This window comes from Candidatus Pelagibacter bacterium nBUS_28, from assembly GCF_051200915.1.
In the GTDB taxonomy this organism is placed as follows: Bacteria; Pseudomonadota; Alphaproteobacteria; order Pelagibacterales; family Pelagibacteraceae; genus Pelagibacter.
The window spans coordinates 1,204,229-1,223,620 of record NZ_CP172844.1 but is presented as its reverse complement, the minus strand read 5'-3'; the positions used below and the strand labels follow the sequence as shown (position 1 = coordinate 1,223,620).

Here is a 19,392-nt window from a genome sequence, read left to right as displayed (position 1 = left end):
ATGAAAAATATTTTAATTATTGGTTGCGGTCTACTAGGCTCTTCTCTGTTAAGAAGAATACATAAAAAAAAAATTGCAAATAAAATTTTTATTTATGAAAAATCTAGTTCAAATGTATCTAAAATAAAAAGATTAAAACTTCCAGGTATAATTATAAAAGATTTAGATCAAGCTGTAAAAAAATCAGATCTAATTATTTTAAGCACACCTATGAGTGAGTATAAAAATTTAATTCTTAAAATGAATAAATCTTTATCAAATAAGAATATAATCACCGATATTGGTTCTTCAAAAATAGAGTCGTCAAAAATAATAAAAAATTTTTTAAAAAAGGGTATTACTTGGACTCAAGGACATCCGATTGCAGGATCAGAAGTTAGTGGGCCTGAAAATGGTAAACAAGATATATTTGAAAACAAGTGGTGTGTTTTAATTAAAGAAAAAAATACTAAGAAAAAACATTTAAATTTATTAAGTAGTTTTTGGAAAAAGATGGGGTCAAAAATTGTTATTATGAGTGCTGAAAAACATGACAAAATATTTTCAATGACGAGCCATCTTCCTCACTTAATTGCTTATAATTTGGTAAAATCAGCACAAGATTTTGAGAAAATTCAAAATTATGACTTGATTAAATATAGCGCTGGTGGACTAAGAGATTTCTCAAGAATAGCTGCTTCCAATGAAATCATGTGGAGAGATATATTCTTTAATAACAAAAAAAATATTTCAAAAGTAATTGATTTATTTATTAAAAATTTAAATTCATTTAAAAAAGATATTAATTCTAGAAATAATAAATCAATTCTAAAAAAACTAATTCAAACCAAAAAAGTAAGATCAAAAATTATAAAATTAAAACAAGATATAAATAAGCCAGATTTTGGCAGAAATTAATATTTAATAGAAGAAACTTTTTTTACTTTTAATTTTGCTGTTTCATCTATTCTTTTTATTGTTTGTAAAATGGGCATTATCAAAACCTTTTTTTCAGGTCCATATGCATGTATCAATTTTTTTGAATTTATACACATTGCAACATGTCCTTTCCAAAAAATGATATCCCCTTTTTTAAAAACTTTTTTTATAATTTTTTTATTCGAATATTTAATCTGATCTTTTGTGTCCCTTGGATAATAAGACATATTGTAATAATTAAACATTTGAAGCAATGCAGAACAATCTATACCTTTATATGTTTTTCCTCCCCAAACATATTTTGTTTTTAGAAATAATTTGAATATTTTATTAAAGTTATTTTCTTTATGATTAATTTTTTTTAAGTCACTTTTTTTTAACCATTTATTTTTTTCAAATTCTATATGATTTTTATTCTCATTAATAAGATCAACTTTTGATCCAAAAGGTAAAAAATTTTTAGTCTTTTTATTAAATTTGTTACTAATTCTAGCCTTTAAAGAATAGACTTTGTATTTTGGAAAATACTTATCTACATAAGCTTTATTTTCTATGTATCCAATATAATTATCAAATAATGTTTTAATTTTAATCCATTCTTTATTCTTTGATAAAATTTTAAATTTTTCACCATAAATTATTTGAGATGTAACTTCAGAATTTTTTGAAGCTTTTTTATAAATATTAGAGAATTGTTTCTTAAAAAAATAATTATTTTTCACTTAATTTTAATTTATCTTTAATAAACCATAAGCAAATTAAAGAAGGAATAACCATTATTGCTGTTAAAATAAAAAATGTACCCCAATCTCCATTTAACCAATCTACTAATGCTCCAGATGATGACGCAAGTGTTGTTCTTCCAGCGGTTCCAATTGATGCTAGTAATGCATATTGAGTTGCTGTGTAAGTCCTATCTACTAGTAAAGAAATAAATGCTACAAAAGCAACTGTAGCAAAAGAAGCTGCTATATCATCAAAAATTACAGCAACGGCAAATAACCATTCAGATTTTCCACTCCAAGCTAACGCTGTGAATAATAAGTTAGTTGCAGCCATTAAAATACCTGCAAGAAACATTGCTTTTAAAACTCCAGATCTAATTACAAATAGACCGCCCAATAGAGTAAATATCACAGTCGTTATCCAGCCTAGAGTTTTTGAATAAATAGCAATATCACCCTTTGAAAATCCTATTTCTTTATAAAATACTATAGACATACGACCTAAAAATGCCTCACCTATCTTAAATAAAAACACAAAACCTAAAATACCTATAGCTATTGAAAACCCATTTTTTTTAAAAAAACTTATTATTGGACCACCAAGAGTACCGCTTATCCATGCAATTATATTGGTAATAAAATTTTTTGATCCAATTTTACTTTGAATCAATTCGTCAGCTTTCTTTTGATTAACTTTTCTAGAATCCGAATGAGCTTCATGAACGAACATAAGTCCAATATTCATTAAAATTACCACGACACCTAAAATTAAAAATGTTGATTGCCAATAATTAACTATGCCAATATTTTGAAAATACTCTGCGGTAAATAAAGCTATTACACCACCTAATTTATATCCACTCCACCAACCAACTACCGCCATTGCAGCACCTGCAGCCATTGATTTACCTTCATTTTCTCCAATTTGTTCAATTCTTAATGCATCTACAGTTATGTCTTGTGTAGCTGATGCAATTGCGATGATCAAACCAACCGTAATTAATAGTGCTAGATTCTCTGTTGGATTTATTAAGCTCCAAACAATCAAACTAACTAAAATTGCTATTTGCATTAAAACTATCCAGCCACGTCTATGACCAAGTTTTTTTGTAAGATAAGGAATTTGAAGTCTATCTATAAGCGGTGCCCATAGATAATTGAATGCATATACCCCAAATATTAATCCAGCCCATCCTATAGTTGATCTACTTAAACCTTCTTCTTTTAACCACAAACTTAAACTACTGCCAATTAATACCCATGGAAAACCAGAAATAGCTCCAAGCAATAATATTCTCAACATTCTTCTATCAAAATAAACTGAAAAAGTTTCTGACAGAGATTGTTTTTTTATTTCAAGCATTGTTAGTTTCTCCAAAAAGATGGTAGAAATAATACTAATATTGCAAATAGCTCAAGTCTACCTAAAATCATACCAACTGTTAAAATCCATTTTGAAATATTAGGTAAGGATGAAAAATCTCCATTAGGACCAATTATAGGGCCCAATCCTGGTCCAACGTTAGAGATTGATGTGGCAGCTCCTGAAAGTGCAGTGATAAAATCAAGACCTGTTAAAGATAGTAATGCTGCAAGAATAAAGAAAATAACAAAGTAAAAATAAATAAAAGAAATTATTGATGCAATAAATTTATCATCAACTGAACTTTGGTCGTATTTAATTACAAATACACCTTTAGGATATATAATTTTTTTAAGTTGAGTTGATATAAATGAATATAAAATTTGAATTCTAAAAATTTTAATACCACAAGTAGTTGATCCAGCACAACCACCCATAAACATAAGGGCTAAAAACAATGTGATTGGAAAGCTACCCCAACTATCATATTCAGAATTAACGTAACCAGTTCCAGTTAATATAGAAATACTATTAAAGAAAACTGACCTAAGGCTAAAATTTTCATGATTATTTAAAAGCAAGTATGCAGACAATAATAAAATTGTAGTGATAATAATTTTAAAAAAAGTTCTAATTTGCACATCTGTTAAAAAAATTTTTTTGTTTCCACTAATAAATTTAATGTATGCAATAAATGGTATACTTCCTAAAACGATGAATATCATAGAAGCTATCTCTATTGGTATACTATCAAAATAACCAATAGACTGATTGTAATTTGAAAAACCTCCCGTGGCTATTGTGGTCATAGCATGAGTTAAACTATCAAACTTACTCATTCCGAATAACCAATAAGTCATTGCACAAATGATAGTTAATCCTGAATAAATATAAATTAGTCTTAAAGCTATTTCTTTTGATTTAGGAAGTATTTTTTCTGATGAGTCGTTGCTCGATATTTTAAATAATTGCATACCACCAACATTCATTATTGGCATTAAAGTTATCGCCATTACAATAATACCAATTCCCCCCAACCACTGCAGTATAGCTCTCCATAATAAAATTCCCTTTGGTGTAAATTCTAGACTTGAAATAATAGTTGAACCAGTGGTTGTTATTCCAGACATACTCTCAAAAAATGCATCTGTTATAGAAAGTTCTATTGTTGAAAATATAAAGGGCAAAGATCCAAAAATTGCAATACTTAGCCAAGAAAGTGCAGTAAGCAAAAATGCTTGTTGTAAATTTAATTTTTTATCATGATCTAAATTTGATAAAAAAAATAAAGTCCCAAAAATTATCGTAATGATTGATGCCCCAAAAAATGATGAGTCTATTTCAGCGTAGGCAAATTGCACAATAATAGGTATGAACATCGAAACACCTAGAATTATTTGCAAAATTCCTAGTGTAAAAAAAACAGTTTTGTAATTAGACATTTTGAAAGAACATTATTTTATGGTAAATAAATTTCAACTCTATAAGAATTAGTAAAATCACTGATTTAAGATTTTTAGAAGCATAATTCATGATAAAAAAAGAAAATTTAGATAAAACTAGTGCTTGGCCTTTTGTTGAGGCAAAAAAATTACTTAGAGAGAGAAAAAGTTTCATAGAAAAAAAAGGCAAAATTACTCTTCAAACAGGATATGGTCCTAGTGGTCTCCCACATATAGGAACATTTGGTGAAGTTGCAAGAACTTCAATGATGGTAAATGCTTTAAAACAATTATCTAATTTTCCAACTGAAATTATAACATTTTCTGATGATATGGATGGTTTACGAAAAGTGCCAGATAATGTTCCTAATCAAGAATTGTTAAAGGATAATCTTCACAAACCACTAACCCAAGTTCCTGATCCGTTTGAAAAATTTGATAGCTTTGGTGAACACAACAATGAAATGTTAAAAAATTTTTTAGATAGTTTTAAATTTAATTATAATTTTCAGAGCTCTACATCACTTTATAAAAGTGGATTTTTTAATCCTACACTTAAAATTATCTTAGAAAATTATGAGGGCATTATGAATATTATAATTCCCACGCTAGGTAAAGAGCGCCAACAAACTTATAGTCCTTTCTTGCCTATTTGCCCTGAGACAGGACATGTTTTAGAAATTCCAGTAATCGAAATTGATAAAGAAAAATCAAATATTATTTTTGATAATAAAGGAAAAAAATTAGAGACAAGTATTTTAGATGGAAATTGTAAATTACAATGGAAAGTTGACTGGGCAATGCGATGGTACGCTTTAGATATTGATTTTGAGATGTATGGAAAGGATTTGATAGAAAGTGCAATTTTATCTACAAAAATAATAAATTTGCTTGGAAAGAAAAACCCTTCTGGCTTTGCTTATGAGCTATTTTTAGATGAAAAGGGTGAAAAAATTTCAAAATCAAAAGGTAACGGTATTACAATTGATCAATGGTTAGAATATGCTTCACCAGAAAGCTTATCTTTGTATATGTATCAAAATCCAAAAAGAGCAAAAAAACTATATAAAGAAATAGTCCCAAAAGCAGTTGATGATTATTTAGATTGTATAGAAAAATCTAAAAAACAAAATGAGCTACAGTTATTGATGAATCCCGTATGGCATGTTCACAATGGCAATATTCCAAAGGAAGAAATGATTATGACATTTTCAATGTTGCTCAATCTAGTTGAGACAAGCAATGCTGACAGTAAGGATTTGTTGTGGAAGTTTGTTAAGAAATATAAACCAGATATTTCTGAAGCAAATTTTCCAATCTTTGACGGCTTGGTTGGTTATGCAATAAAATACTTTAATGATGTAATTAAAGCTCAAAAAAAATATAAAACACCAAATCAGTCAGAAAGATTGGCACTCGAAGCATTGGTTAAAACTCTTGAAAATTGTACTGATGAAATGTCACCAGAAGATATTCAAACTTTGATTTATTCAACAGGAAAAGAAAATGGTTATGCTGAAAATCTAAGAGATTGGTTTAAATTGATATATGAGGTTGTTTTTGGGGATGAAAATGGACCTCGAATGGGATTTTTTATAAGTTTTTTTGGTGTAAAAGAAACTACCGAGCTGTTAATGAATAAATTAAAATAATGTTTTCTAAACTAAGACCACTATTATTTAAAGTAGATCCAGAAAAAGCACATACTCTAGCAATCAAGTCGTTAAAATTTAATTTAATTCCAAACGTATTTGATGAACACAAAAACGACTCAATATTTCAAACAAAAATTTTTGGTAAAGATTTAGACAATCCAATTGGAATGGCAGCTGGGTTTGATAAAAACGCTGAGGTATATAATGCATTATTTAAGTTAGGATTTGGGTTTGTAGAAGTTGGAACAATTACTCCTTTAAAACAATATGGTAATCCTAAGCCAAGAGTATTTAGATTGGTAGAGGATGAAGCTTTGATTAATAGACTAGGCTTTAATAATCATGGTGCTGAAATTGTTAAAGATCGTATCAAGCGAAATAAAAAATTAGGATTATTAGGTATTAATATTGGCCCTAATAAGGACTCCAGTGATAGATTGAATGATTATCTAATTGGATTAAAGACTTTTAATGATGATGCAGACTATATAACAATAAATATTTCATCACCAAATACTGAGAATTTGAGAACATTTCATGAAGGAGATAAGCTACAAGATCTGCTCAAATCTATCATGGAAGAAAAGAAAAATTTAAATTCAAATATTCCTATTGCAGTTAAAGTTTCACCGGACATAAGTAAAGATCAAGTGAGCCAAATTTCTGAAATTCTTTTAGAGCATGAAATAAAAGCAATAATTGTCTCAAACACATCAGAAGCTACCAGAGACAAACTTGGCAATATCCAAAGACATCAAAAAGGTGGTTTGTCTGGAAAACCTATAGAAGAAAAATCTAATATTTTGATAAATGAATTTTACAAATTGTTAAAAGGAAAAATTAAAATAATAGGTGTTGGTGGAGTTGACTCTGGTCAGTCAGCTTATGATAAATTTATAGCTGGAGCAGATTTTGTTCAAATCTATACAGGAATGGTTTTTAATGGTCCAAATATTGCTGGAATTATTAAAAAGGAGCTAAAAGAATTATTAATTAGAGATGGTGTTAAAAATTATACAGAAATTATAGGAAATAAAACTCTATCTTAAATGTATTAAACTTGACGCTTTACGGATCTCCCCTTATATAGGCACTATTATTATGTCAAAAAAATGTGAATTAACCGGTAAAATCCCCATGAAAGGTCATAATGTTAGTCATGCTAACAACAAAACCAAAAGAAGGTTTTTGCCAAATTTAAAAAAAGTAAAGTTCACAAGTGAACTAATGAAGAGAAGTTTAAAACTAACAGTCAGCAATTCAGGTGTTAGATCTGTTGATAAAAAAGGTAGTTTTGATGAATTTCTTAAAGCTGTTAAAAATAAAAATTTATCTCCAAGATTAAAAAAATTAAAAAAAAGCATACTAATAAAATCTCCTTTTAAGAAAAAGCCTGTAGCTAAATCTGCTTAATGAGCAAACTATTTATTACCCTATCAATTTTGATGGGAGTAGTTGTTTTATCATCTAATTATCTCGTACAATTTCCAATAAACTATTATGGCTTAAGTGAAATCCTTACGTATGGAGCTTTTAGTTATCCAATAGCTTTTTTGATTACAGATCTGGCCAATAGATTTTATGGTAAATTTTTAGCTAGAAAAATTGTATATATTGGATTTTTTATAGGAATAATCTTTACTCTTTTATTTTCAACTGATTTTGCAGATTTAATTTCAATAAGAATAGCAATTGGATCTGGAGTTGCTTTTATCACAGCACAACTACTGGATATTCAAATCTTTGATCGTTTAAGAAAAAAAGAGTGGTTTATTGCACCCTTAACTTCATCTTTTATTGGCTCAACAGTTGATACTTTTTTATTTTTTTCAATATCGTTTTATGCAACAGGAGTTCCTTGGATAACATTGTCATTAGGTGATTTAGCAGTAAAATTATTTGTATCTTTAGTAATGTTGATACCTTTTAGAATTTTACTTAAAATTAGTAAGCCAATTTAAATTTAGTACAAAAATTTGTAAGATAAAATTTTGTAAGCTAACTTTGCTACAAGAAAGTTATAGGAATTAAAACCTTTTATTGGTGATAATTCATTAATATCAGCACCAACAATTTTTGAATTTTTTGCTGCAATTCTAATAATATTTAATGTTTCATCCCATAATAACCCACCTGGTTCTGGGGTCCCAGTTGCAGGCATAATACTTGAGTCTAAGCCATCAACATCAAATGTAAGATAAACTGTTTTATTCTTTATTAATTTCTTAAATTTATTTAAATTCCATTTACTCTTATCTTTTGCCCAAAAAATATTAATTCTTGATGAGTTTTTCTTTAAAAAAGGAATTTCACTTTCAGATATATTTCTTATACCAAAAGAGATTAAAGAGACATTTGGAAAATCTAAGCATCTTTTTATTGCTGAGGCATGAGAAAATTTCTCTCCATTATAACTCTCTCTTAAATCTGCGTGAGCATCAAAGTGTAGAAGACAAATATCTTTATATTTTTTTACAAAAGGGGCAATACATCCAGGTGTAATTGAGTGCTCACCTCCAAAGGTCATTGGAAAAAGTTTTTTATCTAAAATTTCCTTATTAATTTTAGACATTTTAGAGAGTGCTTTTTTGATATCTTTATCTATTTTAAAGGGTTTTAAAGTTTTAATACCTATTTTTTTATACGGTTCACAATTCAATTCTTCATCATATAGTTCTACTTGATGAGAAGCTTTGATAATTTCTTTTGGTCCATTTTTGGTTCCCCCACCATAACTAACTGTTTTCTCTAAACCAAAAGGAACTATTACAACTTTTTCTTTAAAATTGACTTTATTATCAATTCCTAGAAATCCATTTTTATTTGAAAGATATTTCAATTTTTACTCAAAAATTTTTGTGAAGTTTTTTCTAGCTCTATTTTTCCACTCACCCTTATGATAAGCATCACTTGCAATTAAGGGTAATACACTTGTTGCTTCTGCAAATACCATTTGTTCTTTTGTAATATCAACTTTGCCCCATGAGCTAGCCTCTTTTAGAGTGGAACTACTGCAAGCACCATCTCTTGAATCAGCTACAGTAATTTGCACAGCATATTTGTGCATATCAACTTCTTTACCTAATAATTCAGCACAAATCACAGTGTCTTGTATAAAATTTTTTGGCACACCTCCGCCAATCATAAAAAGGCCAGACCCCTTAGATTTAATTTTAATTTCTGTTAGTTCTCTAAACTCTCTAACAGAATCTATAGTTATGTGTTTTTTTGGATTTTTTTCTTGATGAATTACCAAACCAAAACCAGCACTTGAGTCTGTAAATGCCGGACAAAAAATTGGTACATTATGATTAAAAGCTGTTTCAATTAAAGAGTCTTTCTTTTTTGAATTTTTCTTCAAATATTTACCCATCTCATAAATAAATTCTCTAGATGTATAACTTCTTGGTTCTAAAGTATCAGCAATATCACAAATAATTTTATCACACATTTGAAGTTCTTCTTCATCGATGTAAGTGTCATAAATTCTATCTATATAATTATTTCTCAGTTCAGTATCATCTTGAAATTGTGAACCTTGATAATGTTTAAATCCAAGAGCTTCAAAAAAATCCATATCCACTATAGAAGCACCAGTTGCAACAATTGCATCAACCATATTATATTTTACCAAATCTTTATAAATATTCATGCATCCAGCAGCTGATGTTGATCCAGCTAGAGTTAAAAATATTGTACAATCCTTATCTTTCAACATCTCGTTATATATATTTGCAGCATTAGCTGTTTCTCTTGACACAAAAGACATTTTCTCCATTGAGGAAATTATTTTTCGAGAGTCAAACGAAGTAATATCGATATGCTCAACAGGATTTTTTAGGAAGTCTTTTTTACTATTATGACCTGGGTTTTTATGATCTGACATTAAGCAACCAAAGTAGCTTTGTTAATGTCTTTGTCATACATTGTCATGATTGGTTTGTCTTCTACTTCAAAGATTTCATCTGAGTAATAGCCATTAAATTGAGTTCTAAATGTTAAACCATAAGCACCTAATTGGCCAAGCTCAATATAATCATTTTCTTTAATATTATTAGGAAGAAGAAAAGGACCTTTCATATAATCCATGCTATCGCATGTTGGTCCAAAAAAATCAAAAGCAGTTAATTTTTTTGATATTATTTTATTTGAATTATCTTTAATCATTTTAGATGGAAAGACTATATTCGGTGTTCCTGCATCAAACAGAGTTCCATAAGTGCCATCATTTATATAAAGTTTTTGTTTTTTTCTTAAATTAACTCTTACAATTGTAGAGCCACTTTCTGCGACCAAGGCTCTTCCTGGCTCACAAATAATTTCAGGCAAGTTTTCAAGTTTTAAGTTATCTAATCCTTTTTTAATTTCATTAAAATAACTATCCATAGATTGAGGTACTAAGTCAGGATAAATTGTTGGAAACCCTCCACCTACATTAATGTAATCAGGTAAAATTTTTGTTTTTTTAATTATATTTCCAATTTCATTAATTCCTTTTGAGTACGAAATTGGATGCATGCATTGTGATCCAACATGAAAGCTTAGTCCAATTTTTTTTGCATGTTGTTTTACTAATCTTAATAATCCTGCGGCTTCAGAGTTCAATGCACCAAATTTCTTTGATAAATCAATTTCAGCATGTTCGTTAGAAACTGCAACCCTAACAAATAATTCTAAATCTTTTGCATTATTTGTACTTTCAATTATTTTTATCAATTCATCCTTAGTATCCAGTGAGAATGTTTTAACTCCATAATTAAAATAAGCTTCTTTAATACTCTCTCTGCTCTTAACCGTGTGCATATATGAACATTTTGCTTTTAGGCTAAAATTTCTAATACTTTTAATTTCTTCTATAGAAGCAACATCAAATTGTTCAACACCACTATCTATGATCGTTTTGATTACTGCAGGGTGTGGATTTGTCTTTACAGCATATAAAATTTTACCAGGAAAATTTTTGTTGAAATATTTTACCGCAGAACGAATTGAATTCTTTCTTATACAGTATATCGGTTTTTCAGGTTTCAGCTGATTTATTATTTGTTCAACTGATTTAAATTTTTGCATTTAAAATGCCTCCAAAAAAAATTTAATAAAAAAAAGCTTTTTATTGCTAAAAAACTTTAAAATTTCCTCCTATTAAGGCTATAGATTAACAATGTAAAGCAAATAATAGGCATTGAATTATCTTAGCTAATCACCATATTAGACTGATGAAAAAACAAGTAGTCCTTAAAAATATCAACGATTTTGAGAATAAATCTCTACTTATAGTTGATGATGACAATCCGTTTAGAGAGAGACTGGCTAGAGCAATGGAGAAAAAGGGATTTGAGGTTACTCAAGCAGAAAGTGTACAAAAAGGTGTAGACTCTGTTAAAGCAAAAAAACCTGGTTTTGCCGTGGTAGATTTAAGACTGGGAGATGGTAATGGACTAGAGGTTGTAAAAGAAATTCAAAATTCAAATAATGAAAGCAGAATAATTATGCTGACAGGTTATGGAAACATTCCAACAGCAGTAGCAGCCGTCAAAGAGGGTGCAATTGATTATCTTGCTAAGCCAGCTGATGCAGAAGATGTTGAAAAGGCATTACTTGCAGATCCAGCAAAAAAGCTGCTCCTCCAGAAAATCCAATGTCTGCAGATAGAGTGAAATGGGAACATATACATAGAGTATTTGAATTATGTAATAGAAATGTTTCTGAGACAGCAAGAAGATTAAAAATGCACAGAAGAACTTTACAAAGAATTCTCTCTAAAAGATCACCTAGATAAAGCTTCTAATTTTTATAATTTGTTTTGTTACTAGAGCTAAAAGTACTACTTTAAAAATTTCTGCATGTAGAAATGGTTTGGCTCCTAATGCTATAATTGGTTTGTCCCATCCAATAAGAATTCCTAACCATAATAATCCCAATATATAGATTGTTGAAGTAGCCACCGCAAGCTTAACTAAAACCATCAAAAAACTATCTTTACTATTTATTTTTGAAGCTAAATATCCTGCAGTTAAAAAACCTATTAAATATCCCATAGTTGGACCTGTAAAATAAATTAATCCAACACCTTTTTCTGGAGAATTTGAAAAAACAGGCAAACCTAAAATCCCTTCAAACAAATATAAACCTATACTTGCAAGTCCAATTTTGTATCCAAGACTAACACCTAAAAACAAAACCACAAATGTTTGCATAGTCATTGGAACAGGGTAAAAAGGTATTTTAATTTTAGCTGAAATTGTCAGCGCTATAGATCCAAGTATTATTGCTAAGATTGTTTTTATTAATTTAGTTTGAGATATATTTTTGGTTAACTCCATAAATGAATGATACTATCAAACTTTAAAATAATCTAGACATAATTAACGATCTTAAAAAAAGTAAATTTTTTTATATACAGATTTTAATACGCCTGTAATATTTAATGATATTTTAATGGATAAAATTCAAAAAACAGATCATTTTTACCTTATTGATGGCTCAGGATATATTTTTAGAGCTTATTATGCTCTACCTCCATTAACTAGAAAAAGTGATGGATTACCAACAGGAGCTGTAAGTGGATTTTGTAGTATGCTTTTTAAATTACTTGAAGATTCAAAATCTGATCAAAATTTACAGAAACCAACTCATTTTGCAGTAATTTTCGACTCCGCAAGAAAGACATTTAGAAATGATATTTATAGCGATTATAAAGCCAATCGTTCAGAAGCCCCTGATGATTTGGCGCCTCAATTTGAGTATATCAGAAAATCAGTGTTAGCTTTTAATTTACCTTCAGTTGATTTACCCAACTATGAAGCAGATGATTTAATTGCAACTTACGTTGAAAAAATACTCAAGAAAGGTGCTAAAGTTACAATTGTTTCATCAGATAAAGATTTGATGCAATTATATAAAAAAGGGGTTCGTATTTTTGACCCTATGAAAAATAAATTTATTTCAGAAGAAGATATTCAAACAAAATTTGGGGTTGATGCTTCAAAAGTAATAGACGTACAATCTCTTGCTGGTGATAGCAGTGATAACGTTCCAGGTGTACCAGGCATAGGAGTTAAAACGGCTGCAGAATTAATCAATAAGTATGGAACTTTAGAAAAACTTTTAAAATCAGCCGGTGAAATAAAACAAAATAAAAGAAGAGAAACTTTAATTGAAAATAAAGACAAAGCATTAATTAGCAAACAACTTGTAACTTTAATGAAAGATGCTCCAATTGATAGGGAGTTAAGTGAATTTAAGTTAAAAGAAATAGACAAAGATAAGCTCTATGCATTTTTAAGAGAGATGGAGTTTAACCGACTTTTAAGTTCTGTCATTTCTGCATATGGTGAACCAAAATTATCAGGCATACCAAGTGAGTTAAAATCACCAGAAAAACAGCAGACAATTAATAATAAAAATTATCATTTAATAAAAAATTCTGACGAAATTGATGAATGGATAAAAGAAGCTGAAGAAGCAGGAGAGGTTGCGGTAGATACTGAAACAAATTCTTTAGATCCTCATCAGGCAGATTTAGTTGGTGTTTCTTTATGCTCTAAGATTGGTAAAGCTTGTTATATTCCAATTGGACATAAATCATCAAAATGTATTGATAAAAATATTGTCATAAAAAAAATAAAACCTTTATTGGAAGATCCTAGTGTTAAAAAAATTGGTCAAAATATTAAGTTTGATTTTATAGTTTTACATAAACAGGGAATAACAATTTCATCAATGGAAGATACAATGCTTATGTCATATGTATTGGACGCTGGAAAAAATAGACACAACATGGACACACTATCCGAAATTCATTTAGGCCACAAAACAATTTCTTTTAAAGAGATTGTTGGAACTGGAAAAAAAGAGATAAATTTTAGCGATGTAGGGATTGATAAAGCTAAAGATTATGCTGCTGAAGATGCCGATATAACTTTAAGATTATACAAAAAGCTTATCAAAAATTTGAAGTCAGAAAAAATGGTTAATATTTATGAAATATTTGAAAAACCATTAATAAAAATTCTTGCTTTTATGGAAATGGAAGGAATTGAAGTAGATAGTAAATTTCTAAAATCTCTTTCTTTAAAATTTGAAAAAAAAATTAAGAACTTAGAAAAAAAAGTTTTTAAAATTTCAAAAAAAGAATTTAATATTGCCTCTCCAAAGCAATTAGGTGAAATAATCTATAATGATCTTAAAATAGCAGGTTTAAAAAAAACTAAAAAAGGAAGCTTTGCAACAAGCGCTAGTGTTTTAGAGGATTTAGCTTTTAAAGGGCACGAATTTCCACAACTAATTTTAGATTGGAGACAAGTATCAAAGTTAAAAAATACTTACTCAGATTCCCTCCCAGAACATATTAATCCTACAACAAAAAGAGTACACACTTCTTTTTTATTAGCAGCTACTACAACTGGCAGATTAGCATCCAGTGATCCAAATTTACAAAATATTCCTATAAAGTCTGAAGATGGAAAAGATATTAGAAAAGCTTTTGCTGCTAAAAAAGATCATTTATTAATTTCAGCAGATTATAATCAAATTGAAATGAGAATTTTAGCAGATCTTGCAGATGTTAAAGAGCTCAAAAAGGCATTTAAAAATAATGAGGACATCCACTCTTTAACAGCAAGCCAGATTTTCAACATAGATATTAAAAATGTAAATCAAGATCATCGAAGAAAAGCTAAAGCTATTAATTTTGGTATTATTTATGGAATTTCACAGTATGGTTTAGCAAAGCAAATTAATGTTTCAAATTATGAGGCAGAAGAATTTTTAAACGCTTACTTTGCTAAATTCCCAGAGATAAAAGTATACATGGACAACACAATTAAGTTTTGTAGAAAAAGTGGCTATGTAAATAATATTTTTGGTAGACGCTCCCACTTTAATGGAATTAATGATAAAAATTTTAATGTCAGAAATTTTCAAGAAAGGGCTGCAATCAATGCACCTATACAAGGTTCAGCATCAGAAATAATGCGTTTAGCTATGATTAGATTAGACAAAAAATTATTAGAACAAAAAAATATTAAATCTAAAATCCTTTTACAAATTCATGATGAGTTAATATTTGAAGTACCAAAAAAAGATGAAAAAATAATGATTAAACTAATCAAAGAAGAAATGACCAGCGTTGCTCAAAGTGACTATCATTCATTTTCAACTCCACTTACTGTTGATGTTAATGTTGGAGATAATTGGGGAATGCTTCATTAATTTAAATATATTGCCCAATTTAGAACAATTTAGTATTTTTATATAAGGGATGCACAAACAAACTATAGCCTTAATAGACGATGATAGAAACATCCTAACTAGCTTGAGTATCGCCTTAGAGAAAGAAGGTTTTAAAGTTCAAACTTATATTGACGGTGAAAGTGCATTAATTGGTTTAACAAGAACACCTCCTGATTTAGCAGTAGTCGATATAAAGATGCCTAAAATGGATGGGGAGGAGTTACTAAAAAAACTTAGAAAAAAAACATCATTACCAGTAATTTTTTTGACATCTAAAGATGATGAGATTGACGAATTATTAGGATTGAAATTAGGAGCAGACGATTTTGTAAAAAAATCTGGAGGTTTTTCAATTAAAGTTTTGATTGAGAGAATTAGAGTTCAATTAAGAAAGAAAGACTCAAATAATATTTTAGAGGAAAACAAAAGTTTAATATCACATGGAAGATTAAAATTGGATCCATCTCAACTTGAATGTGAGTGGAATAATAAACAACTCCCAGATAAACTGACCACAACAGAATTTTTAATTGTTAAAGAGTTAGCAAAAAGACCTGGAATTATTAAGGAACGGGCTCAGTTAATGGACATTGCTTATAGAGAAGACACTGACATTGAGGACAGAACTATTGATAGTCACGTTAAAAGAATTCGTAAAAAATTTAAAAAAGTAGACCCTAATTTTTCAGCTATTGAAACTAGATATGGTAGTGGATATAGATGGAATGTTAGCTAATGTTTAGTAAATATTTAAAAAGTCTATCTATATTAAAAAAATTTTTATTTATAAATTTTATAATTTTTACAATTATTAGTTTATTTACATTTATTTATCTAAACAGCGTTCAACCTAATCTAATTAAAAAAAAATCAGTAAAACACGTAAATGTAATAGATAACACTATTAATACCCTTGTAAGACTAGATGTAAAATTTGATGTTGAAGATATAAGAAAGTTTTTATTTTCAACACGATTTATATTTCAAAACCTAGATAGGGTAATATTTTTTGATAATGATTTTAGTCTTTTGGGAGACACAGACACATTAGACCTGGATCCGAGATCTTTCTCTACGAGATTAGATGAAATTGAATTTGAAAATTTAAATAATAATGAAAATGAGAAGAATGATAAAAATGAAAATATAGATTTATCTGAAAAAAAAGATTTTTCTTTTGAAAAAGTTTTAAAAGATTATCTAAATTCTGATGATTATGGAAACTCCTATACATTCATACAAGAAAATCTTAATCAATTTAAATTAATTACAATTAAAAATGTAACTAAAGATGATTTAAATATTGGATACATAGCTATTACAGAAAATGCCAATGATATCAAAATAGCTACCGATGAGAGAAAAGCTTTTGTTCTTAGGACAGCGATTGCTGTAGGTTTTGTAATTTTAATTTTCTCTTTTGTATTGAGCAGATATTTTATTAGACCAATTCAAAATCTTGTAAGCTACACAAAAGTAATTAAAGAAAAAAGCCAGACTAAAACAAATATTGAAAATTTAAAAAGTCGTAATGATGAATTAGGACTTTTATCAAAGTCACTGGATGATATGACAATTGAGCTTCAAAAAAGAGTTGCTCACGCAGAGAATTTTTCTACAGATCTAGTCCATGAAATAAGAAATCCATTGGCATCCCTTAAAAGTGCCTCAGAGATATTACAAGATACTAATAGCTCTGAACAAAGATTGAAATTATTAAATATTCTTAGTCACGATGTCTTAAGAATTGAAAGACTTATTACTGATTATTCGCAGATGCTAAAAGATGAAGTGGCTCTTAGTAAAGAAAAGATGAAAAAAATTAATATAGAGCCAATTATTCAATCTGTTGTAGAGGATTATAATAGTATTCAAAAGCTTAAAAAAAATATCAAAATCAACTATGAAAATAATGGTAACAAAAACTATAATATAAATGGCATTGAAAACAGGATTGAGCAAATAATTGCTAACTTACTAGATAATTCAATTTCATTTTGTAAAGATGGTGAAAATATTTACGTAAATATATCAAATACTGTAGCTAAAGAAATTTTGGTAAAGATTATTGATGATGGGCAAGGATTTAAAGAAAAAGATACATCAAAAATTTTCAAAAGATTTTATAGCAATAGACCAGATAAATTTGGAGAACATTCAGGCCTTGGACTAAATATTGTTAAAAATTTAGTTGATCTTCATGATGGTGAAATTATAGCATCAAACCGATTGGATAGAGAAGGAGCAATTGTAGAAATAAGGTTTCCAAGCGTTTAATCTTAACTTGATTTGTTGTTGGTTAACTGTATAAAACTTTTCCATGGAAGATTACAAAGTTAAAGATATATCATCAGCTGAGTTTGGTAAAAAAGAGATATCTATAGCAGAAAGTGAAATGCCAGGATTAATGGCATTAAGAGAAGAATATTCAGAAACTAAACCTTTAAAAGATGCAAGAATTATCGGTTGTTTGCATATGACTATCCAAACAGCTGTTTTGATAGAAACATTAGTTGCTCTAGGAGCAGAGGTGAGATGGTCTTCATGTAATATTTTTTCAACTCAAGATCATGCAGCAGCAGCAATTGCAAAAGCTGGAATACCTGTTTACGCATGGAAAGGCGAGACCGAGGAGGAATATCTTTGGTGCATTAAGCAAACTATAGTTGGCAAACCTGACTGGAAACCAAACATGCTTTTAGATGATGGCGGTGATTTAACTGCAATTATGCATAATGAATATAAAGATTTAATGAAAGATATAAAAGGAGTTTCTGAAGAAACTACTACTGGAATAAAAGCTTTAAACAAAATGGAAAAAGATAATTCTCTTTTAGTACCAGCAATTAATGTTAATGACTCAGTGACTAAATCAAAATTTGATAATTTGTATGGTTGTAGAGAAAGTCTTGTAGATGGAATTAGAAGAGCGACAGATGTAATGATGTCAGGAAAAATTGCAATCGTAGCTGGTTTTGGAGATGTTGGTAAAGGAAGTGCTGCATCATTAAGACAAAGTGGAGCGAGAGTTTTAGTAACCGAAGCGGATCCAATCTGTGCGTTGCAGGCTGCAATGGAGGGATACGAAGTTGTTTTAATGGAAGAAGCAATTAGTAGAGCAGATATCGTTGTAACAGCTACAGGAAATAAAGATATTGTTACTGCTGATCATATGAGAGACATGAAAGATAGAGCAATTCTATGTAATATTGGTCACTTTGATAATGAAATTCAAGTTGAAGCTTTAAAAAATTACAAATGGAGTGAAGTTAAACCACAAGTTCACGAAATTGAATTGCCAAGTAAAAAAAGAATTATTCTATTGGCAGAGGGTAGACTAGTTAATTTAGGTTGTGCAACTGGACATCCAAGTTTTGTTATGAGCGCTTCATTTACAAACCAAGTAATTGCCCAGATTGAACTTTGGAATAATCATAAAAATTATGAAAATAAAGTTTACGTACTTCCTAAACACTTGGATGAAAAAGTGGCAACTCTTCATTTAAAAAAAGTAGGTGCTAAACTTACTAAATTATCTAAAGAACAAGCAGATTACATAAGTGTTGGGACTGAAGGTCCATTCAAACCAGATGCCTATCGCTATTAAAAATAGCATAATAGATATATCTTCAGAAGAGACGACCAAAGAATTAGCTAAAGGGCTGTCAAATTATCTAAAAGGCGGGGAGATAATTTTTTTATATGGAGAAATGGGTGTGGGCAAAACTACCTTTGTAAAATATTTGATAAATCAATTTCAAATAAAAAAAAATTTACAGACTAGTGAAGTAACAAGTCCAACATTTAATTTACTCAATGAGTATGATGTAGATGCTCTTAGTATTAAACATTATGATCTGTTTAGATTAAAAGACAAATCTGAACTAAAAAATTTGGACATATTTGAAAATAAAAAAAACACAATAACTCTGATAGAGTGGCCTCAATTAATTAATAAAGAAAAATTAAATAAGACTATAGATTTAATATTTAACTACGAAAATGAATTAAATAATAGATCTGTTAAAATTGTTGGTTTAGATTAATCTTCTAAT

Annotated in this window: 17 protein-coding genes and 1 pseudogene; 11 read left to right on the top strand and 7 right to left on the bottom strand. The window is 28.9% G+C overall.

The genetic code is table 11. The annotated features are described in order from the left end of the window. The gene (locus tag ACIJYC_RS06500; RefSeq protein WP_435116258.1) at positions 1 to 897 is read left to right on the top strand and encodes a prephenate dehydrogenase; all 897 of its coding nucleotides are present in this window, start codon (positions 1 to 3) and stop codon (positions 895 to 897) included. Here the strand turns inward: ACIJYC_RS06500 and ACIJYC_RS06495 are convergent. The 3 genes from ACIJYC_RS06495 to ACIJYC_RS06485 are packed head-to-tail and all read right to left on the bottom strand — an operon-like array spanning position 894 to position 4,448. After that, complete coding sequence (locus ACIJYC_RS06495; protein WP_435165843.1) at positions 894 to 1,640, bottom strand: NlpC/P60 family protein; 747 nt, start codon at positions 1,638 to 1,640, stop codon at positions 894 to 896. The genes ACIJYC_RS06500 and ACIJYC_RS06495 overlap by 4 nt on opposite strands. Beyond that, positions 1,630 to 3,006, bottom strand: a complete 1,377-nt coding sequence (locus ACIJYC_RS06490; protein WP_435165840.1) for an AmpG family muropeptide MFS transporter — start codon at positions 3,004 to 3,006, stop codon at positions 1,630 to 1,632. The genes ACIJYC_RS06495 and ACIJYC_RS06490 overlap by 11 nt, the downstream gene beginning before the upstream one ends. Positions 3,007 to 3,008: 2 nt before the next feature. Beyond that, positions 3,009 to 4,448 (bottom strand): TrkH family potassium uptake protein, encoded by a 1,440-nt coding sequence (locus ACIJYC_RS06485; protein WP_435165838.1) that lies wholly within the window; start codon positions 4,446 to 4,448, stop codon positions 3,009 to 3,011. Positions 4,449 to 4,537: 89 nt separating this feature from the next. On the opposite strand from ACIJYC_RS06485, the gene ACIJYC_RS06480 reads away from it, so the two are divergent. Genes ACIJYC_RS06480 through ACIJYC_RS06465 form a run of 4 tightly spaced genes read left to right on the top strand, consistent with a single transcriptional unit; the run spans position 4,538 to position 8,064 of the window. Continuing rightward, positions 4,538 to 6,100, top strand: coding sequence for a lysine--tRNA ligase (locus ACIJYC_RS06480; protein WP_435165835.1), 1,563 nt, complete (start codon positions 4,538 to 4,540; stop codon positions 6,098 to 6,100). Continuing rightward, positions 6,100 to 7,152: a quinone-dependent dihydroorotate dehydrogenase gene (locus ACIJYC_RS06475; RefSeq protein WP_435165832.1), complete on the top strand. Its 1,053-nt coding sequence runs from the start codon at positions 6,100 to 6,102 to the stop codon at positions 7,150 to 7,152. The genes ACIJYC_RS06480 and ACIJYC_RS06475 overlap by 1 nt, the downstream gene beginning before the upstream one ends. Positions 7,153 to 7,204: 52 nt before the next feature. Then, a complete protein-coding gene (gene rpmB, locus ACIJYC_RS06470) occupies positions 7,205 to 7,516 on the top strand; it encodes a 50S ribosomal protein L28 (RefSeq protein ID WP_435165829.1) in 312 nt (103 codons plus the stop codon). After that, positions 7,516 to 8,064 carry a queuosine precursor transporter gene (locus ACIJYC_RS06465; RefSeq protein ID WP_435165826.1) on the top strand — a complete coding sequence of 183 codons (549 nt, stop codon included), beginning with the start codon at positions 7,516 to 7,518 and terminating at the stop codon, positions 8,062 to 8,064. Before rpmB ends, ACIJYC_RS06465 begins: the two co-directional genes overlap by 1 nt. 2 nt (positions 8,065 to 8,066) lie before the next feature. Here the strand turns inward: ACIJYC_RS06465 and speB are convergent, their stop codons facing one another. Genes speB through ACIJYC_RS06450 form a run of 3 tightly spaced genes read right to left on the bottom strand, consistent with a single transcriptional unit; the run spans position 8,067 to position 11,173 of the window. Beyond that, positions 8,067 to 8,942 carry an agmatinase gene (gene speB / locus ACIJYC_RS06460; RefSeq protein WP_435165823.1) on the bottom strand — a complete coding sequence of 292 codons (876 nt, stop codon included), beginning with the start codon at positions 8,940 to 8,942 and terminating at the stop codon, positions 8,067 to 8,069. Between the two features lie 3 nt (positions 8,943 to 8,945). Then, positions 8,946 to 9,989: a 1,9-bis(guanidino)-5-aza-nonane synthase gene (locus ACIJYC_RS06455; RefSeq protein WP_435165820.1), complete on the bottom strand. Its 1,044-nt coding sequence runs from the start codon at positions 9,987 to 9,989 to the stop codon at positions 8,946 to 8,948. Further along, complete coding sequence (locus tag ACIJYC_RS06450; protein WP_435165817.1) at positions 9,989 to 11,173, bottom strand: type III PLP-dependent enzyme; 1,185 nt, start codon at positions 11,171 to 11,173, stop codon at positions 9,989 to 9,991. The genes ACIJYC_RS06455 and ACIJYC_RS06450 overlap by 1 nt, the downstream gene beginning before the upstream one ends. Before the next feature lie 146 nt (positions 11,174 to 11,319). Here ACIJYC_RS06450 and ACIJYC_RS06445 point away from each other — a divergent pair. Then, positions 11,320 to 11,882 (top strand): annotated as a pseudogene (locus ACIJYC_RS06445) (ActR/PrrA/RegA family redox response regulator transcription factor). On the opposite strand, the gene ACIJYC_RS06440 reads toward ACIJYC_RS06445, so the two are convergent. Then, on the bottom strand, positions 11,875 to 12,426 hold the full coding sequence (locus ACIJYC_RS06440) for a biotin transporter BioY (protein WP_435165814.1): 552 nt from the start codon (positions 12,424 to 12,426) through the stop codon (positions 11,875 to 11,877). The pseudogene ACIJYC_RS06445 and the gene ACIJYC_RS06440 overlap by 8 nt on opposite strands. A 115-nt stretch (positions 12,427 to 12,541) precedes the next feature. Here ACIJYC_RS06440 and polA point away from each other — a divergent pair, with 115 nt between their 5' ends. The 5 genes from polA to tsaE are packed head-to-tail and all read left to right on the top strand — an operon-like array spanning position 12,542 to position 19,383. Continuing rightward, a complete protein-coding gene (gene polA / locus ACIJYC_RS06435; RefSeq protein WP_435165811.1) occupies positions 12,542 to 15,316 on the top strand; it encodes a DNA polymerase I in 2,775 nt (924 codons plus the stop codon). A gap of 49 nt (positions 15,317 to 15,365) precedes the next feature. Beyond that, a complete protein-coding gene (locus ACIJYC_RS06430; protein ID WP_435165808.1) occupies positions 15,366 to 16,073 on the top strand; it encodes a response regulator transcription factor in 708 nt (235 codons plus the stop codon). Further along, a complete protein-coding gene (locus ACIJYC_RS06425) occupies positions 16,073 to 17,614 on the top strand; it encodes an ATP-binding protein (protein WP_435165805.1) in 1,542 nt (513 codons plus the stop codon). Before ACIJYC_RS06430 ends, ACIJYC_RS06425 begins: the two co-directional genes overlap by 1 nt. Positions 17,615 to 17,657: 43 nt before the next feature. Beyond that, positions 17,658 to 18,944 carry an adenosylhomocysteinase gene (gene ahcY / locus ACIJYC_RS06420; protein WP_435165802.1) on the top strand — a complete coding sequence of 429 codons (1,287 nt, stop codon included), beginning with the start codon at positions 17,658 to 17,660 and terminating at the stop codon, positions 18,942 to 18,944. Then, positions 18,928 to 19,383: a tRNA (adenosine(37)-N6)-threonylcarbamoyltransferase complex ATPase subunit type 1 TsaE gene (gene tsaE / locus ACIJYC_RS06415; protein ID WP_435165799.1), complete on the top strand. Its 456-nt coding sequence runs from the start codon at positions 18,928 to 18,930 to the stop codon at positions 19,381 to 19,383. The genes ahcY and tsaE overlap by 17 nt, the downstream gene beginning before the upstream one ends. Positions 19,384 to 19,392: the final 9 nt, after the last annotated feature.

Coding starts and splice junctions, on each gene's coding strand:
- ACIJYC_RS06500 (WP_435116258.1), top strand. CDS start 1: ATGAAAAATATTTTAATTATTGGTTGCGGTCTACTAGGCTCTTCTCTG.
- ACIJYC_RS06490 (WP_435165840.1), bottom strand. CDS start 3,006: ATGCTTGAAATAAAAAAACAATCTCTGTCAGAAACTTTTTCAGTTTAT.
- ACIJYC_RS06485 (WP_435165838.1), bottom strand. CDS start 4,448: ATGTCTAATTACAAAACTGTTTTTTTTACACTAGGAATTTTGCAAATA.
- ACIJYC_RS06480 (WP_435165835.1), top strand. CDS start 4,538: ATGATAAAAAAAGAAAATTTAGATAAAACTAGTGCTTGGCCTTTTGTT.
- ACIJYC_RS06475 (WP_435165832.1), top strand. CDS start 6,100: ATGTTTTCTAAACTAAGACCACTATTATTTAAAGTAGATCCAGAAAAA.
- rpmB (WP_435165829.1), top strand. CDS start 7,205: ATGTCAAAAAAATGTGAATTAACCGGTAAAATCCCCATGAAAGGTCAT.
- ACIJYC_RS06465 (WP_435165826.1), top strand. CDS start 7,516: ATGAGCAAACTATTTATTACCCTATCAATTTTGATGGGAGTAGTTGTT.
- ACIJYC_RS06455 (WP_435165820.1), bottom strand. CDS start 9,989: ATGTCAGATCATAAAAACCCAGGTCATAATAGTAAAAAAGACTTCCTA.
- ACIJYC_RS06450 (WP_435165817.1), bottom strand. CDS start 11,173: ATGCAAAAATTTAAATCAGTTGAACAAATAATAAATCAGCTGAAACCT.
- ACIJYC_RS06440 (WP_435165814.1), bottom strand. CDS start 12,426: ATGGAGTTAACCAAAAATATATCTCAAACTAAATTAATAAAAACAATC.
- polA (WP_435165811.1), top strand. CDS start 12,542: ATGGATAAAATTCAAAAAACAGATCATTTTTACCTTATTGATGGCTCA.
- ACIJYC_RS06430 (WP_435165808.1), top strand. CDS start 15,366: ATGCACAAACAAACTATAGCCTTAATAGACGATGATAGAAACATCCTA.
- ACIJYC_RS06425 (WP_435165805.1), top strand. CDS start 16,073: ATGTTTAGTAAATATTTAAAAAGTCTATCTATATTAAAAAAATTTTTA.
- ahcY (WP_435165802.1), top strand. CDS start 17,658: ATGGAAGATTACAAAGTTAAAGATATATCATCAGCTGAGTTTGGTAAA.
- tsaE (WP_435165799.1), top strand. CDS start 18,928: ATGCCTATCGCTATTAAAAATAGCATAATAGATATATCTTCAGAAGAG.